We start from the raw sequence: 16,767 nt of genomic DNA, 5'->3' as shown, positions 1-16,767 counted from the left end.
TTGTGTGGTTTATTATCATTGCGGCCTGGATTCTTCGTAAAGATGACAGGCAACAGAATGACCTTTCTCAACTTCCGCAAAAATTGGAACAGTGGTCTCACAAATAGCCATTTTAAAAGGGCAGCGTGTATGGAACCGGCATCCGCTGGGAGGGTTGGCCGGACTTGGTATATCCCCGGCAACCAGCATTTCTTCTCTCAGGAATTCGGGATCCGGAACAGGAACAGCAGACAATAAAGCCTGCGTATAGGGATGAAGCGGTTTTTCATAAAGCGCTTCACTGTCCGCAAGCTCAGCCATCTGCCCAAGATACATCACGCCGACACGATCACTGATATGACGCACTACACCGAGGTCATGAGCGATGAAGATATAAGTCAATTTCAATTCCTGTTGCAGATCCTGCATCAAATTCAGTACTTGTGCTTGAATGGATACATCCAATGCGGACACAGGTTCGTCCGCGATGATCAATTTCGGATTCGTCATGAGCGCACGCGCGATGCCGATGCGCTGACGCTGGCCACCGCTGAATTGATGCGGGTAACGCTTCGCGTGGTAGCTGCTTAATCCGACAATCTCCAAAAATTCATGAACTTTTTTCTTCCGCTCTTTCGGATCTCCTATATTGTGGACATTCAAAGGTTCCATTAATATTTTTTCAATCGTATGGCGTGGATTCAGGGAAGCATATGGATCTTGAAAAACCATTTGAATATCTCTTCTGGCTTTTCTCATTTCGTCATTCGAAAGCTGCGTCAATTCCTGTCCATCAAAAAACACTTTTCCGGCAGTCGGTTCCAACAGGCGCATCAGCATGCGCCCTGTCGTCGATTTACCGCATCCTGATTCTCCCACAATCCCAAGGGTTTCCCCTTGCTGCACGGCAAAAGAAATGTCGTCCACTGCTTTCACATAGTTTTTCACCCTCCCCAGTATCCCGGCTTTGATCGGGAAGTACTTTTTTAACCCTTCAACTTTTAACAGCGGTTCTGTCATGTTCTGCCGCCTCCTTCGGATCGAATAGGAAACAGCGGGTTTTGTGATCGTCAGCGGTTTGATAAAGCGGCGGATCTTCCTGTACGCATCGGTCAAAAGAAAATTCACATCTGTCTGCAAAACGGCAACCCACCTGGATGGTGCCTGGCTTTGGGACATTTCCCGGAATAGAATACAGACGCTCTTTTTTGTAGCGCATGTCAGGTACTGACTCCAATAATCCTCTCGTATAAGGGTGTTGTGGATTCTTAAAAATCGTATTGACGGGACCTTCTTCCACCACTTTTCCCGCGTACATGACAATCACCCGTTCGCAGGTTTCAGCCACTACACCCAAATCATGGGTAATCAGCAAAACGGCTGTATTCAGCCGGTTGTTCAGCTCTTTTATCAGTTTCAGGATCTGTGCCTGGATTGTGACATCAAGGGCAGTTGTCGGTTCGTCCGCAATCAGCACTTTCGGATCGCACAACAATGCCATGGCAATCATGACGCGCTGCCTCATTCCCCCTGACAATTGATGCGGGTATTCTTTCATTAATCCCTCGGCTCGCGGTAATCCCACTAATTTCATCATCTCCACGGCACGGTCCTGGATTTGCTGCTTTGACCAATCCCGCTTGTGTATTTTAATGGCTTCCCGAAGCTGGTCCCCTATTGTAAAAAGGGGGTTCAGCGAAGTCATCGGTTCCTGAAAAATCATGGCGATGTCATTGCCGCGGATATTCCTCATTTTTCTTTCAGGCAGTTTCGTCAAATCCTTATCTTGAAATAAAATTTCTCCTTCAGTAATCTTTCCGGGAGGGCTCGGGACCAATCCCATTATTGAAAGGGATGTTACGCTTTTCCCACAGCCGGATTCCCCCACAATCCCGAGCACTTCCCCTTCATCAATATGGAAGTCAACATTGTCCACCGCCGGAATTGCTCCATCGTCGGTAAAGAAAGTAGTTTGAAGCCCTTTGACGTCCAGTATTCTTTTCGGCTCTTTCATGACGTCACCCTTTCAATACATATTATACTGAATATTTAGTTAATTCTAATTATACTTTTAATAAAAAGTATTGCAATAGGTTTTTTCAAGCTGTCTGAAACACATACTCAACAAAAAAAGCCTCCGTTTTACGGAGACTTTGTTGTCTTCAATTGAAATGTTGGACTTGAAACAGATTGTAATAGGTCCCTTGCTTTTTCATAAGTTCATCATGGGTTCCCTTTTCCGCCAGTTCCCCCTGGTCAATAACAAGGATTTGATCAGCGTGAGTGATGGTCGACAACCGGTGAGCCACAATTAATGTAGTCCGGTCGTGGGCCAATCGTTCCAATGACTCCTGGATCAGTGATTCACTTTCCAAATCAAGCGCTGATGTCGCTTCATCCAGAATAAGGATCGGTGGATTCTTCAAAAAGACACGGGCAATGGCCACGCGTTGTTTCTGTCCTCCTGACAACTTCACTCCACGTTCCCCTACTTTTGTATCGTAGCCTTCCGGAAGCATTTTGATAAAGTCATGGGCGTTTGCTGCTTTGGCCGCTGCCATTACTTCCTCATCCGAAGCTCCCGGTTTCCCCATCAGGATATTCGATTTCACAGATTCACTGAACAAAATGGAATCCTGCAACACAATTCCAATTTGATCACGCAGCGTATGGACTGAGACGTCTTTGACATTATGGTCATCCATATAAATGCCACCGTCTGTCACATCGTAAAAACGTGGAATCAAAGAAATAATTGTCGACTTGCCGCCGCCGCTCATGCCGACAAGAGCGACCGTTTCCCCAGGCTTCACGACAAAATTCAAATTCGACAAGACTTCAGCGCCTTTTTCATCGTAATGAAACGACACATTACGGAACTCCAATTTGCCGTCCACCACATTCAAATCCCGGGCACCTTTCTTATTCGTCACATCATAATCCTCATCAATCAATTCGAAAACACGATCCATTGATGCCAATGACTGCACGAGAGTCGTCGATGAATTCACCAAGCGGCGAAGTGGGTTGTACAGACGTTCGATGTAGGCGATAAATGCCACCATTGTGCCCAATGTCAGATTTCCCTGGATGACCTGATACCCTGCATACCCAATTACCAACAAAGGAGCGATGTCAGTAATGGTATTGACCACCGCAAAGGCTTTCGCATTCCACTTGGTGTGATCGATTGCTTTTTCCAAGAATCCATCATTCGTTTTGTCAAAAATCTTTTGTTCGTGCTTTTCGAGCGCGAAGCTTTTAATGATGCTCATTCCCTGCACGCGTTCATGCAAGTAACTCTGGACATTTGCCAAAGCCTGTGAGCGCTGGCGGGTCAAATCCCGCAAACGGCCAAAGAAGTATTTGACACTGAATGCATAGAACGGGAAAGCCAGGAGCGTCACGATAGTCAAAGGGACGTCCATTGTCAGCATAATGCCGATAGCTATTAAGATGGTCGCCAAATCGAGCCAAAGATTCATCAGGCCGATCATGACGAAATTTTTGGTCTGCTCCACGTCATTGATGACACGGGAGATGATTTCTCCTGCACGTGTGTTGGCGTAGTACCGCAAACTCAGTTTTTGCAGGTGGTCGTACAGATTCTGACGGATATCATACAAAATTTTATTGCTGACGAATTGTGCATAGTACTGACGGTAATATTCAATCGGCGGCCGGAAAATGAAAAACAGGATGGCCGTTCCACCGAGCCACAAGTAAAGCTGGCTCAACTTTTCCGCATCTGACAAAGCATCCGCTCCGACAATATCATCAATCACTATTTTAATCAGTAACGGTATAAACAAAGGGATGGCAAATTTAAAGATGCCGATGAAAATTGTCAACGCAATCTGCCAGTAATAAGGTTTTACAAACTGCATGTAGCGCTTCATACTGCTCAAAACATTCTCTCCTATCCATTCAAAAGGAAAAACCTGTTGGCAAGCAACAGGCTTTCACTTTAATCTCGGGACCGATATTGTCTATGAAATTGATATCGGTTCGTCCAAACTTCGATAAAATCAGGGGCAAAAGGTCCTCTTCTCTGTTTAATCCAACCAATCAGTTTATCTACATTGCGATGCAGAATTTGGTCAATGACTTCAGGATAACCCATTTGCCGTTTGTGGTCTTCGTATTCATCTTCATCCAGCAGCGTGTATGACATATCGGGAAACACTTTCACATCCAAATCATAATCGATGTATTTTAATGATCCATTGCTGTAGACAAAAGGGGAACTGACGTTGCAATAGTAATATACGCCGTCGTCACGCAGCATACAGATGATGTTAAACCAATGTTCCGCATGAAAATAACAGATGGACGGTTCACGTGTTAACCAGGTTCTGCCGTCAGATTCTGTCACCATGGTACGTTCATTTGCGCCAATGACAATATTGTTTGTCCCTTTTAATACAGTGGTTTCCTGCCAGACACGGTGGATGCGGCCGTTATGTTTGTAACTGTGGATTTGTATTGTTTCTCCCTCTGCGGGAATCGCCATGTACCATCCCACCTTTTCGTCTAAGCCCTATATTTACTTCTGTTTTAACATTATAACAATGTACACTGGAAACATACAGTAATATGAAGGCTTTAGTCTCAGATTACATTACAACCGAACGGCCTCCATCTACGATAATCGTCTGCCCACGTATCATATCAGAGCTGTCCGAAATGAGGAAAAGAGCGGTTTTGACCATGTCATCAATCTCCACCATGCGGCCAGCCGGCGTATTAACACGGGCATCCTCAAGCAGTTCTTCTCTGTTCGGGAAATGCTTGAGGGCTTCTGTATCAAGCGCTCCGCCTGATACCGTATTGACCGAAATACCCAATGGCGCCATTTCGACAGCCAAGTAACGCGTAATTGACTCAACTGCTGCTTTGGATACACCGATGGTTGTGTAGTTTTCCAGATACCGAATGGAACCAAGTGAACTGATGCCGACGATTTTTCCGCCTTTGTCCATTAATTTGGCTGCTTCCTGCGCACCGAAAAGCATCGCTTTGGCATTGATGTTCATCGTCCAATCCCAATGCGATTCTTCCAGTTCCATAATCGGACGCAACACTCCGGACGCCGCATTTGACACAAAAACATCCAAACGGCCAAATTCTTCTTTGATCGTTTGGAACATGCCGCGTAATTTATCGACATCTCCGACATTCGCCCGCACCAGCAAAGCTTTTTGGCCTCTTTCTTCAATTTCCTTTACTGTTTCCAGAGCCGCTGTCTTGCTTCGTGCATAATTGACAACGATGTCGTACCCCTGTTCAGCCAGTGCAATTGCCATTGCTTTTCCAAGCCCTCTGCTGCTGCCCGTTACTAATGCCACTTTTTGTTCCGCCATGGTCAAATCTCTCCTCTTTGTTGTAATGCTTGTTTCATTTTTTGAACTGGGCCAGAGATCGGTAATAGATCCAGTTCCTCCCGTGTCACCCACTTCATATGGGACGGCAGTTGTAAATTTCGGCCTTCCGCCATATATCCTTCCACATTCCATGTTAAATGAGAAAAGACATGTTTGAAAGAAATAATTTTCTCTGCACTGCTGATTACTCCCTGCAGCTGTTCGGAAAGCCGCTCTTCTATTTCATGTGGAAAGGCGTCTTGCGGCGATTCGATCATTGGGAACTGCCACATATTTGCGAGCAGCCCAAAGGAAGGGCGCTTTTCCATCAGGATTGCGTCACCGTCACGGATAGAAGCCATGACGTAATTCAATGCTTTCGTCTTTTTCGCTTTTGTTTTGATCGGCAATTCATGCTGTCTGCCTTCATGAAAGGCATGACAATGTTCACGCACCGGACACAGCAGACATTTCGGGGAAGTTGGCGTGCAGATTAAAGCTCCCAATTCCATCAGACCCTGATTGAACGATGAAGGGTCTTCATGACTGATTATATCGGTTACCGCCTGCTCAAAGATTTTGCGTGTTTTCGGCTTGGCGATGTCTTCCTCGATCAACAGAATTCTTGATAGCACACGCATTACATTTCCATCGACAGCATGTTCCGGAATGCCGTAAGCGATGCTCAGCACAGCGCCTGCGGTATAAGGGCCGACACCTTTCAATGAAGAGATCTCCTTGCGGCTGGCCGGTACGACTCCGTCATATTGCTCAGCCACTTCTTTTACGCCCGCCTGCAGATTACGTGCACGTGAATAATAGCCAAGCCCTTCCCACTGCTTCAATAATATTTCTTCGTCCGCTTCCGCTAAATCATACAATGTGGGAAATTTTTCTACAAAGCGTTTATAATAAGGAATGACCGTCTCCACGCGGGTTTGCTGCAGCATAATTTCGGATATCCAAATCTGGTATGGATCTGCGGTCCGCCTCCACGGCAAATCTCTTTTTTCAGCAGCGAACCAGTCAATTAAATCTTTCTGAAATTGCAATTTCTCAATCTTAATGGCAGTTGCCTCCAATCACATAGATTATTTCACGTTAATTTCGGGTATATATTTGTTGACGAACAGTGTCATTTCAGCAAAAAATGACGGTTTCCGATAAAATTCAATTTCACCAAAGAGGGGGTTGGCCAATGGATACAGGTACACATATTGTAATGGGCATCGCGCTTGGCGGCTTTGCGATGGCCGACCCGGTAGTTGCCGACCATTCCGTCACCATGACTGCTGTCTTTGCGGGCACCATTATCGGTTCGCAAGCCCCGGATATTGATACGGTACTTAAGCTTCGCAATAACGCGGTTTATATCCGCCACCATCGTGGCGCTACACATTCAATTCCGGCTGTTTTGACTTGGCCGATTCTTATATCGCTTGTATTGTGGCTGTTAATGCCCGAAGCAAACCTGCTGCACTTATGGTTATGGACGTTCCTGGCTGTTTTCCTGCATGTCTTCGTAGATATTTTCAATTCCTACGGCACGCAGGCATTGAGACCATTTTCCAATAAATGGGTGGCGCTGGGCGTCATCAATACATTTGATCCGATTATTTTCGGGGCCCATGTCATCGCCCTGATGATCTGGGCATTTGGCGCCAACCCTGTTGTGACGATGACCATCCTGTATGTGCTGCTGGTTTTCTATTACATTGCACGCTTTTCAGTACAATCGGCAGTCAAACATGCTGTCCGTGTCACTTTGCCTGATGTAGAGATGGTGATTGTCGCTCCGACCATGCGATTCTTTCAATGGCGTATTGTCGCGGACTCGGACCGACACCATTACGTGGGCCGTGCCTATGGCCGGTCGATTAACATTTACGATAAATTCCTGAAAAAGCCGCTGCCGAAGTCCAACCTGGTTCAGGCTGCCCTGAAAGACAAGAACCTGTCCGCGTTCGTCTCTTTCTCCCCGCTTTACCGCTGGGAAATCAACAAATTCGACGACAAGCTTTTCGAAGTCCGTCTGATTGACCTGCGGTATCGAAGCAACGACTATTACCCATTCGTGGCAGTCGCACATTTAGACGAACAATGCAAAGTCGTCAATTCCTACACCGGGTGGATATTCAGCGAAGACAAACTGATGCAGAAACTGGATTTCAGCGAGAATTAGGAAAAGCGGAGGCGCCCATGTAGGCTTATGACCCCGACAGCCTGGACGCCGGAGCCTGGACACTAAAGAAAAGCGCAAGTACCTATGCACACAAAGAAAAACGCACACCCACGTGTGCGTTTTTTCTAATTGAGTGGATCGTTCAGTAAATGCGCATATTTCGGATTGCTGCCGGCGAACTCATGGATGTTGTCACCATAACTTTCAATCCACTGCCGAATGACTTTTTCGACTACAGCCGTCCCCTGGTAATCATATCCCGCTTTTGCATAAGAAGCTTCAAAATCGGATACCAACAGCTCAATCCATGTACGCGCTTTTTCTTCTGTCAGGTTCGGGTTTTTGTCCTGTAATTCGGTTACTAACTGTTCGATCACTTCATTCATTGGCCTACTTCCCTTCTTTTAAAGGACGCAGCATGGAAATCGGCAACGCTTCCGTGTACTTGTCTCCACCAAGCCGATACCCCCATGCAAACCTTCCTTTTAAGTAATCAATTTGAAAATAGACGTTCGGGTCTCCTTCAATGCGATAAACTTCGCCTTTTTTAAAGTCATTGGGATCCAGCAGATAAGCTGCTGCCATAATCGCTTTTCTTTCCAGTACCGCAAACTCATTGACGATGCCCAACTGTTCCGCTTTCCTTGCCTGTTCTTTCAGTCGCGCAATTTCCGTACGCAACTCCTGTTCATCCATATCACTGTAACGCTTTTCTTCAGTCATTTTCTAACTCCTTTTTCTCCATGTATTCACTGATTACTTCCGAAGGAAACCCTTTTTGGTATAACCCTTGCTTTACTTTTGATTTCAAATCTGACCCTGTCAGCTTGCTGCTGTGTTTTCTCCATAATTTGTCGCCTTGTGCAGTGACAATGTCTGACCACTGGTCTTCGTCTTTTTCGAAGTCCAGGTTTTCAATGGCTTGATTGATCAGCGGATAGGAATAACCTTTTCTCATCAGCGAATCAGCAATTTTCTGTTTGATCTGGGTGGGTGTTTTCATCTTTTCTTTTTGAACGATTTTTGCTGCCAGCCCCTGGGCGATTTCCAACTGCTGTTCTTCTGAATAGGAATCCAGAACCTCTTCCTGGATCTGTTTATCAATACCCTTTTTTTGCATATCCTGCTGGATTGCGCGCGGACCCTTTTTCCCGGAGTTCATCTGCGTCCGCATAAACGCTTCCGAAAACGCGCGATCATCCAGAAACTTGTGGTCATACAGCTTCTTGATCGCCTCGTCCACAACTGCATCGCCAAATTCCTTCTCTTTCAGCTTGCTGCGCACTTCCCCTTCGCTTCTCATCCGAAATCCAAGGTAATAGAGAGCCTTATTATATGCTTTCCGGACCTGATCTTCAAAGACCATCTCTTCAATGGTCCATTGATCCAGTTCTTTTCCTTTTGTCAACTGATACCTGACAAGCACCGTTTCGTCCACGCTGAACGCAAACTTCTCGTCGAAAAAAATATTATAACGTTCTGGATTATTTTTTCCGCGTGTGATTTTTGTGATCATCGGCATTTACCGGCACCTCTCTTCCTCATTTATTATACACCTTTCACGGTGGTAATTGCATAGGAGAGCCTGTTTACGGGTAAAGTGACCTAAATGGAGGCGATGGAAATGAAAAAGAAAATTGCGATCACCGGTGGCACAGGTTTTGTCGGCAAAGAATTAACCAATGCTTTGCTTAACAGAGATACCGAAGTGTTCATTTTAACAAGACGTCCAAGACCCCCAGAAACACGTGTAACCTACGTTCCTTGGCTGACCGAAGGGGCCGCTCCGGAAAAAGAGCTTGAAGGGATTGATGCCATCATCAACCTGTCGGGCTCTTCGATTAATGATGGCCGCTGGAACGAAGAGCAGCAAAAAGAAATTTACAGAAGCCGGATGACCTCGACCGCCGAAGTGCTGCGAATCATTCAGGCACTCGAGCACAAACCGAAAACATTGATCAATGCCAGTGCCATTGGTGTGTACGCTCCTTCTGAAACAATTACCCATACCGAGCATTCCCAGGATTTCGGCACCAATTTCCTGGCAAAGACCGTGCATGACTGGGAGAGTCTGGCGGAAGAAGCGGCGGCTTTCGGTCTTCGCGTGGCGTACGGCCGGTTCGGCATTATTCTGGGAAAAAATGAAGGGGCGCTCCCCTTGATGACACTCCCTTATAAATTATTTGCAGGCGGTCCCGTTGGCTCAGGAAACCAATGGGTGTCATGGGTTCATGTACATGACGTGGCCAGAGCCATCATGTTCGCCCTGGATCACGAAGAACTGAAAGGACCATTCAACATCACTGCTCCTGACCCAAAGCAGATGAGGGACTTCGGCAAAGAAATTGCCAAGGCTCTTCAGCGCCCGTACTGGATTCCTGTTCCTCCGCTTGCCTTGAAGCTTGCACTTGGCGCAAAAAGCCAATTGGTGCTGGAAGGCCAGCGGGTCGTGCCTGCCGTATTGGAACGGCACGGGTTCCGCTTTATGTTTCCTGACCTTCAATCGGCACTGGCTGATCTCTACAAATGAGGTTATAATGGACGGATGATTACTTGAAGGACGTGAGGAAATGACCGAAAAACCAATCATCACTGAAGGACAGAAATTTCCGCTGACGATCAAACGGCTTGGCATCAACGGTGAAGGTGTCGGCTTTTTCAAGCGCAATGTGGTGTTTGTGCAAGGCGCATTGCCCGGAGAAGAAATTACCGCGCAAGTGACGAATGTCAAACGGAACTTCGCTGAAGCACGAATATTGAAACTGCGCAAACCGTCGGCTCATCGCCAGACGCCTCCCTGCCCCATCTACGACGCCTGCGGAGGCTGCCAATTGCAGCACATGACATACAACCAGCAACTTGTGGAAAAGCGGGACCTGGTCGTTCAGGCGCTGGAACGATACTTAAAAGGAACAACCGTGAAAGTTGAACAGACCATCGGCATGGATGATCCGTGGCATTACCGCAACAAAAGCCAGTTTCAGACGCGGCCTAAGGGATCGAAAGTCATGGCTGGACTGTTTGCCGAAGGGTCCCAGCAGCTGCTGGATATCGAACAATGCATTGTTCAACACCCGGCTACAACCGAAATTACCAACGCCGTCAAACGGGTGCTGGAAGACTTGAAAATTCCCATCTATGATGGAAAGTCGATGAAAGGTGTCGTCAGAACCATCGTCGTCAGAACAGGAGTTACCACTGGAGAAATTCAATTGGTCCTTATCACGACACGTGAAGAAATTTCCAAAAAAGCCCTGCTGATCGATAAACTGAAAAAACTGGATCCGAACATCGTCTCCATCGTCCAGAATATCAACAAGTCAAAGACGTCCTTGATTTTCGGTGAAGAGACGAAAACATTATTCGGCAAAGATACTATCCATGAAAAGCTCGGTGAACTGTCATTCGATCTATCAGCGCGCGCTTTCTTCCAGCTTAATCCAAAACAGACAGTGAATTTATACAATGAAATCAAACGCGCAGCGGAATTGACCGGAAAAGAATCGATTGTCGATGCTTATTGCGGAGTAGGAACGATCGGTCTTTGGCTGGCTGATCAGGCCAAAGAGGTGCGCGGCATGGACTTGATTGAAGAAAGTATCAAAGATGCCAATGCCAATGCGAAAAAACATGGTTACAAAGCCAAATACGTTACAGGCAGCGCGGAGCAATGGCTTGAGAAGTGGCGGAAAAACGGCTATGTGCCGGATGTGCTGACAGTCGACCCGCCTCGAACCGGCTTAGCAGACTCGCTTTTGAAAACCATTTTAAAAGTCAAACCGAAACGTTTTATCTACACTTCCTGCAATCCTTCCACGTTGGCGAAAGACTTGCAGCAACTGACGAAAATCTATCGTATCGAGTACATTCAACCCGTGGATATGTTCCCGCAGACTGCACAAGTCGAATCAGTGACCAAACTGGTGTTGAAATAAGAAAAGACATGGAGTCCGACTCCATGTCTTTTCTATTGTTCAGCTCATTTCTACAGTTGCTTCGCTTTTTTTATTGCCGCGCACCAGGATGATGAAGAAAATTACCAGCAGCATGGCCGCAATCAGCAGCAGGAAGCTGATGCCTCCTGAAAATTCAACAAAGAGCCCTCCTAAGAACGGGCCGGCCAAACTGCCGATACTGAAGGCGATGCCGCACAGCAGGTTCCCGGTCGGCAACAAAGACTTCGGCATCAAATCGGTCATATAGGAGATGCCAAGAGAGAATGTCGATCCAACAAACATTCCAGCCACTGTGAAAAAAGCGACCGTCAGCCAGGCGTTGGATTCGAAAAAACTGGCCGTACCGAATAACACAGCGCCTCCCAAAATCGCAATCAGCAAAACATTCTTCCGACCGATCCGGTCACTCAATGAACCAAGTGGCAATTGCGTGGCAATGGCTCCCGCAGAAAAAGCCGCCAGTATGACAGAAACCATTCCCACTTCGATTGATTGCCGGAGGGCATAAACCGGGTAAATGGCATTCAGAGAAGCTTCCAGAAAGCCATAGCCGAGCGGTGGCAGAAATGCTACCCAGGCTATGGCAATAGCAGCTTTAAACCGGCCGGCTGTCCCTTTTGTTGAAATGGACCCGGCAGAAGTATCCGGAAAATCGTTGCGCAATAAAAAGACCAGTGCCCAGGCCAGCAGACACATAATCCCCGAGACAATGAAAGGTAAAGCTTCGAAAACATTGACCAGCGGAACGAACAGCGGGCCGGCTCCGAAACCGATGCTGAAAGACATACCGTAAATTGCAATATTGCGGCCGATCCGGTGTGGAGCCGATGTACTGGTGATCCAAGTCTGCGTGGAGAAATGCAGGGCCTGGTCTCCAATCCCGATCGCTATCCGGAGAATAAACCAGAACAACACGCTTTTCCACAAAGGGAACAGCAGCAACGAGACAATCACAAGACCGCCCCCTGCCAGAATAAGGGGTTTGTAGCCAAAGCGCCTCAATTGCGGTTCCATAAAAGGCGCAACTACTAAGATGCCTATGTACAATCCAGTGGCACTTAAGCCATTCAAAGTTGACGAAACACCATCCTGTTCAAAGATAACAGCAATCAATGGCAGCAACATACCCTGGGAGAATCCGGAAATGGAGACAATTGAAACAAGTATCCAAAACCGTCCCCGTTCACTTTTCAAAAAATATTTCATTGTATCCTCCTTGGTCGAGCACGTTCATTTCCATTTCACAGGAATTCAGATACAATTTTATCATAAGGAGGAGGATAAGCATGAATTTTTCAATGACAGAAAATGGGTTTACAGGAGATCTGCCTTTCGGGGAACTAACAATCTCGGGACAGGAAGGCCACGGCTTCCGTCCATTCCAATTGCTCATCTCTTCGCTGGCCGTATGCAGCGGTGGTGTCATGCGCAAAGTGATGGATAAGATGCGGATGCCAGCTGATGACATCCAAATTGAGGTGAAGGAAGTGGTTCGCATCGAAGAAGAAGCCAACCGCGTGGCTAAAGTACATCTGCATTTTACCTTAAAAGGCAATATTGACGAATCAAAAATGCCGCGTGTCATGGAATTGACGAAAAAGAATTGTTCCATGGTCCGGTCCGTGGAAGGCTCTATAGAAGTAATCGAAACTTATGAACTCATTTAAATTGATGCATACAAAAGGCTCAGTCCGTATCTATAAACGCAGATAACGGCTGAGCCTTTAACTTTTAAAATTATTGAATTCTTTTCTCATAATATCATTCTCGGCTAAGCTGCCGGTGAAATGTTCGAATCCCCTCCTTCTTGTCAACAATCAAATGACTGATACGGTTGGTTTCGACGATTCACTTCAGCCTCCCCTCTCTATTAAATTAACAATAGTTTAACATGAAAATGTAATTGTGTAAACATTCAAAATACATAAAATACACAAACAATTCTTTTTACCTACAGGCTGGTTGAACTTTTTTGGTCTTTCCGCTACGATAAAAGGCGAAATGAGGTGTATCAATGGGCAAATCCATTACTGATAAAGAACAGCAAGTACAATACATGAAGCAGCGATTGAACATTTTTCTGGAAGTGCTGGATGCAATCGAGCCGGAAAGCACGGAACTGGAAGACATCGATCGCTTGATCGCCATGGTTGATGAACTGGAAGACAAAATGCAGCAGTTCAACTCACGTCCGAGCGATGAAAAGTAACCTCCATCACCAACCGTTTTGAATAGAATGAGCGGAACATGAAAACCGGAGAAACATGAACTGTCGCAGTTCACATTTCTCCGGTTATTTCTTTGACCCGGTTATTGATTTCCCGCCTTCTTTGCATGACAGCATTGATCTGTCCGCCAATCATCAGCAGCATGGCTGAAAGATACAACCACAGCATCATGACGATAATCCCGCCAATGCTTCCGTAAGTAGCGGAGTAATTGGCAAAGTTATTGATATAGACAGAGAAACCGAATGACAGCGCCAGCCATCCGACAGCTGCAAATGCGGCTCCTGCCAACACACTCCAAAAACTCAATTTAATATTCGGGACCGCCCAATAAATGACCGCACATACGATAAAGATGATGAGCGGCGGTATTGTAAATCTGAGAGCATTCCAAACCCTTAAAAAGTCATCCTCCAACCCCATGAACGAAAAGATCAGAATTCCAAGCTGTTCACCAAAAATCGGCAAAGCCAGTGCGATGATCAAGATGAGAATCATTAAGACAGTCATAACGATCGACATGCCTCTGGCGATGAAAATAGGCCGGTCTTCTTCAACTCCGTAGGATAAGTTCAAAGACTTGATCAAGGCATTCATGCCGAGACTGGCTGACCAGATAGTGGCGAGAATACCAAACGATAACAACCCTGTGTTTTGTGTAGTCAATACTTCGTTCAAGGTGGTTTCGATCAATGTATAGACTTCTTCAGGAACAACTTCATTCATGAAGTTGAAAATCTGGTCTTCCGATAAATTCAAATAAGGCAGCAAAGTAATCAGAAAGATCAACAATGGAAAAATTGACAGAAGGAAAAAGAACGCCAACTGTGCTCCAAGTCCTGGAACGTCGACGTCTATAATCCTTTGGAGTAATTCCTTCATGAATCCGCCCCCCGTTGTTACGTCATGGGAGACGGCCAAATTCCCCTGCTTTCTGCTTCTGCCAAAGTTGGTTCCATTGGTTTTCGCTGAAGGTTTCTTCACACCTGCTATTCGATTAAGAACGGTTGCCCGAACTTGATTGTGAACCGGGCTGTGACCCCGAATTGGAATTATTCGAAGACGAAGAATTTTCGTCGTCCGTCAAAGAAGAGGATGGTGATGGATCTTCTTCTTTCACTGCTTCCATTACATCTTCTTTCGTATCAACAACGGCATCTTTCGTATCCATAAATGCCTCTTTCGTGTCCATCGCCATTTCTTTCACTTCAGGAGCCATCTCTTTCAGCTCGTTGACTTTGTTGCCGACGTAAGAGGCGTCTTCTGAAATACGGGAATAGAGATTCTGCATCTTGTTTGCCTGCTGCTGAACAGTCGACATCAGTTCGTCTCTATTTGTAGCATAATGCTGTACATTGCTCGATACTTTTTTCGATTTCTGCATAACGTCGTTGCGTGTGTTGCGGTCCAGCAATGAAACGAGTACACCCATCGCTGCTCCCACTAATAATCCTGTCATCAATTTGTTTTGGCTCATTCTGAATTCCTCCCAATTTTTAAGATTCTACCATCTCTTTGGATTTTTTCCCTGATCAGCTACAATTTAAACACTTTCGGTATATTATTTTAAAAAACGCTTGACTCTCCGCTTCAACTTTCGGAATATTAAATCTACAGGAGGTGAAAAAAGTCACGTTGCACCATACATATTAAGGGGGATTCCAATGGAAAGAATTGAAGAATTTTTAGGGGTAGTCAGCGGTTATGTGTGGGGAATTCCGCTTCTGGTATTGATTGTAGGAACCGGCCTTTACCTGACGATCCGTCTTGGTGTCCTGCAACTGCGTTTATTGCCTTACGCGTTGAAGCTGGTATTCACCAAAAACAAAGACAAAGACTCAAAAGGCGATATCAGCCATTTCCAGGCATTGTCAACCGCGATGGCCGCCACTGTCGGAACCGGTAACATTGTCGGCGTGGCGACTGCGGTCGTCCTGGGCGGCCCGGGAGCCGTTTTCTGGATGTGGCTTTCTGCCTTCTTCGGAATGGCGACCAAGTACGGGGAAGCCGTATTAGCGGTCAAATACCGCATCGTCGATTCCCGGGGCTTGATGGCCGGTGGACCGATGTATTATTTGGAACATGGCCTAAAACAGAAATGGCTTGCTGTATTGTTCGCTATTTTTGGAGCGGTTGCTGCTTTCGGTATCGGAAACGGTACTCAATCCAATTCGGTCGCTTCCATTGTAGAAGACACATTTGATGTGGCTCCGTGGATCACCGGTCTTATCTTAATGGTTTTTGCCGGAGCAGTCATTATCGGCGGCATTAAAACAATCGGTAAAGTAACTGCATTTTTTGTTCCAATTATGGCTCTTTTCTATATTATTGCTGGGTTGATCGTTATGGTCCTCAACTTCGACTTGATTCCGGCTGCGCTCGGTACGATTTTCAGCGCCGCTTTTACTGGAGAAGCTGCGGCCGGCGGTGCTGTCGGTGCTGCTATCCGTTTTGGCGTAGCGCGCGGTGTATTCTCAAACGAAGCGGGTCTGGGCTCTGCCCCGATTGCTGCCGCGGCGGCCAAAACGGATTTGCCTGGACGCCAGGCACTTGTTTCCATGACACAAGTGTTGTTCGATACACTGATCATCTGTTCGATTACCGGGATTACAATCGTCATGTCCGGTCTTTATACAGACAGTGGCCTGGAAGGCGCACCGTTGACGAGCGCTGCCTTCGGTGAGTTTCTTGGAGGGGTCGGTCCATATATCGTATCGATCGGACTGATTTTCTTTGCCTCCTCCACTATTATCGGCTGGTCCTACTATGGAGAAAAATGTTTCCAATATCTATTTAAGAACCCTGCCCTGTTAATTGTTTACCGCGTCGTTTTTGTTGGGGTCGTGTTTGTCGGAGCAACCGTTTCTCTCGATGTTGTGTGGTCTTTCTCTGATGTCATGAACGGCTTGATGGCCATTCCGAACTTGATCGGTTTGCTCGGATTGTCGGGAGTCATCGTTTATGAAACGAAAAAGATCGTTGCGAAAATCAAAGAAGAAAAAGAAGCGGAACGTCTTGGCAATGGTAGTGACCCCTTAAAGTTAGAGTTTTATTTACGC

General features: G+C 46.3%; 18 protein-coding genes. 6 read left to right on the top strand and 12 right to left on the bottom strand.

Annotation, left to right across the window (positions count from 1 at the left end):
- Positions 1-15: 15 nt before the first annotated feature.
- The 6 genes from EEX84_RS15900 to mutY all read right to left on the bottom strand — a co-directional run bounded on the left by EEX84_RS15900 (position 16) and on the right by mutY (position 6,394).
- Positions 16-999, bottom strand: a complete 984-nt coding sequence (locus EEX84_RS15900) for an ABC transporter ATP-binding protein (protein ID WP_123166639.1) — start codon at positions 997-999, stop codon at positions 16-18.
- Entirely contained in the window at positions 974-1,993 is a 1,020-nt protein-coding gene (locus EEX84_RS15895) for an ABC transporter ATP-binding protein (RefSeq protein ID WP_123166638.1), read from the bottom strand. The genes EEX84_RS15900 and EEX84_RS15895 overlap by 26 nt, the downstream gene beginning before the upstream one ends.
- Before the next feature lie 148 nt (positions 1,994-2,141).
- Entirely contained in the window at positions 2,142-3,887 is a 1,746-nt protein-coding gene (locus EEX84_RS15890; protein WP_123166637.1) for an ABC transporter ATP-binding protein, read from the bottom strand.
- 59 nt (positions 3,888-3,946) lie between these two features.
- Positions 3,947-4,492, bottom strand: coding sequence for a nucleoside tri-diphosphate phosphatase (gene ntdP / locus EEX84_RS15885; protein WP_123166636.1), 546 nt, complete (start codon positions 4,490-4,492; stop codon positions 3,947-3,949).
- A 103-nt stretch (positions 4,493-4,595) separates the two neighbouring features.
- Positions 4,596-5,342 (bottom strand): enoyl-[acyl-carrier-protein] reductase FabL, encoded by a 747-nt coding sequence (gene fabL / locus EEX84_RS15880; RefSeq protein WP_123166635.1) that lies wholly within the window; start codon positions 5,340-5,342, stop codon positions 4,596-4,598.
- A gap of 2 nt (positions 5,343-5,344) precedes the next feature.
- Complete coding sequence (gene mutY / locus EEX84_RS15875) at positions 5,345-6,394, bottom strand: A/G-specific adenine glycosylase (protein WP_123166634.1); 1,050 nt, start codon at positions 6,392-6,394, stop codon at positions 5,345-5,347.
- Positions 6,395-6,540: 146 nt separating this feature from the next.
- On the opposite strand from mutY, the gene EEX84_RS15870 reads away from it, so the two are divergent.
- On the top strand, positions 6,541-7,524 hold the full coding sequence (locus tag EEX84_RS15870; protein ID WP_123166633.1) for a metal-dependent hydrolase: 984 nt from the start codon (positions 6,541-6,543) through the stop codon (positions 7,522-7,524).
- 125 nt (positions 7,525-7,649) lie between these two features.
- Here the strand turns inward: EEX84_RS15870 and EEX84_RS15865 are convergent, their stop codons facing one another.
- From EEX84_RS15865 to recX, 3 genes are read right to left on the bottom strand one after another with little or no spacing between them, the layout of a single operon-like run.
- On the bottom strand, positions 7,650-7,910 hold the full coding sequence (locus tag EEX84_RS15865; protein ID WP_123166632.1) for a YfhJ family protein: 261 nt from the start codon (positions 7,908-7,910) through the stop codon (positions 7,650-7,652).
- A gap of 4 nt (positions 7,911-7,914) precedes the next feature.
- The gene (locus tag EEX84_RS15860; protein WP_123166631.1) at positions 7,915-8,247 is read right to left on the bottom strand and encodes a YfhH family protein; all 333 of its coding nucleotides are present in this window, start codon (positions 8,245-8,247) and stop codon (positions 7,915-7,917) included.
- Positions 8,240-9,046 (bottom strand): recombination regulator RecX, encoded by an 807-nt coding sequence (gene recX / locus EEX84_RS15855; protein ID WP_123166630.1) that lies wholly within the window; start codon positions 9,044-9,046, stop codon positions 8,240-8,242. The genes EEX84_RS15860 and recX overlap by 8 nt, the downstream gene beginning before the upstream one ends.
- 102 nt (positions 9,047-9,148) lie before the next feature.
- Here recX and EEX84_RS15850 point away from each other — a divergent pair, with 102 nt between their 5' ends.
- Both EEX84_RS15850 and rlmD read left to right on the top strand, forming a co-directional pair.
- Positions 9,149-10,054 (top strand): TIGR01777 family oxidoreductase, encoded by a 906-nt coding sequence (locus EEX84_RS15850; protein ID WP_123166629.1) that lies wholly within the window; start codon positions 9,149-9,151, stop codon positions 10,052-10,054.
- A gap of 40 nt (positions 10,055-10,094) precedes the next feature.
- Complete coding sequence (gene rlmD / locus EEX84_RS15845; protein WP_123166628.1) at positions 10,095-11,459, top strand: 23S rRNA (uracil(1939)-C(5))-methyltransferase RlmD; 1,365 nt, start codon at positions 10,095-10,097, stop codon at positions 11,457-11,459.
- A 39-nt stretch (positions 11,460-11,498) separates the two neighbouring features.
- Here the strand turns inward: rlmD and EEX84_RS15840 are convergent, their stop codons facing one another.
- Positions 11,499-12,686, bottom strand: coding sequence for an MFS transporter (locus tag EEX84_RS15840; protein ID WP_123166627.1), 1,188 nt, complete (start codon positions 12,684-12,686; stop codon positions 11,499-11,501).
- Positions 12,687-12,766: 80 nt separating this feature from the next.
- On the opposite strand from EEX84_RS15840, the gene EEX84_RS15835 reads away from it, so the two are divergent.
- On the top strand, positions 12,767-13,147 hold the full coding sequence (locus EEX84_RS15835; protein WP_123166626.1) for an OsmC family protein: 381 nt from the start codon (positions 12,767-12,769) through the stop codon (positions 13,145-13,147).
- A gap of 347 nt (positions 13,148-13,494) precedes the next feature.
- Entirely contained in the window at positions 13,495-13,689 is a 195-nt protein-coding gene (locus tag EEX84_RS15830; protein ID WP_123166625.1) for an SE1561 family protein, read from the top strand.
- A gap of 70 nt (positions 13,690-13,759) precedes the next feature.
- On the opposite strand, the gene EEX84_RS15825 is transcribed toward EEX84_RS15830, so the two are convergent.
- Both EEX84_RS15825 and EEX84_RS15820 read right to left on the bottom strand, forming a co-directional pair.
- Positions 13,760-14,590 carry a YihY/virulence factor BrkB family protein gene (locus tag EEX84_RS15825; RefSeq protein WP_123166624.1) on the bottom strand — a complete coding sequence of 277 codons (831 nt, stop codon included), beginning with the start codon at positions 14,588-14,590 and terminating at the stop codon, positions 13,760-13,762.
- 115 nt (positions 14,591-14,705) lie between these two features.
- A complete protein-coding gene (locus tag EEX84_RS15820) occupies positions 14,706-15,185 on the bottom strand; it encodes a YtxH domain-containing protein (protein ID WP_123166623.1) in 480 nt (159 codons plus the stop codon).
- A 187-nt stretch (positions 15,186-15,372) separates the two neighbouring features.
- Here EEX84_RS15820 and EEX84_RS15815 point away from each other — a divergent pair.
- On the top strand, positions 15,373-16,767 hold a 1,395-nt coding region (locus EEX84_RS15815), incomplete at its 3' end, for an alanine/glycine:cation symporter family protein (protein ID WP_148039030.1).

This window comes from Planococcus salinus (assembly GCF_003719725.1).
Classification (GTDB): domain Bacteria; phylum Bacillota; class Bacilli; order Bacillales_A; family Planococcaceae; genus Planococcus; species Planococcus salinus.
This window is presented reverse-complemented; position numbering and strand designations above follow the sequence as displayed.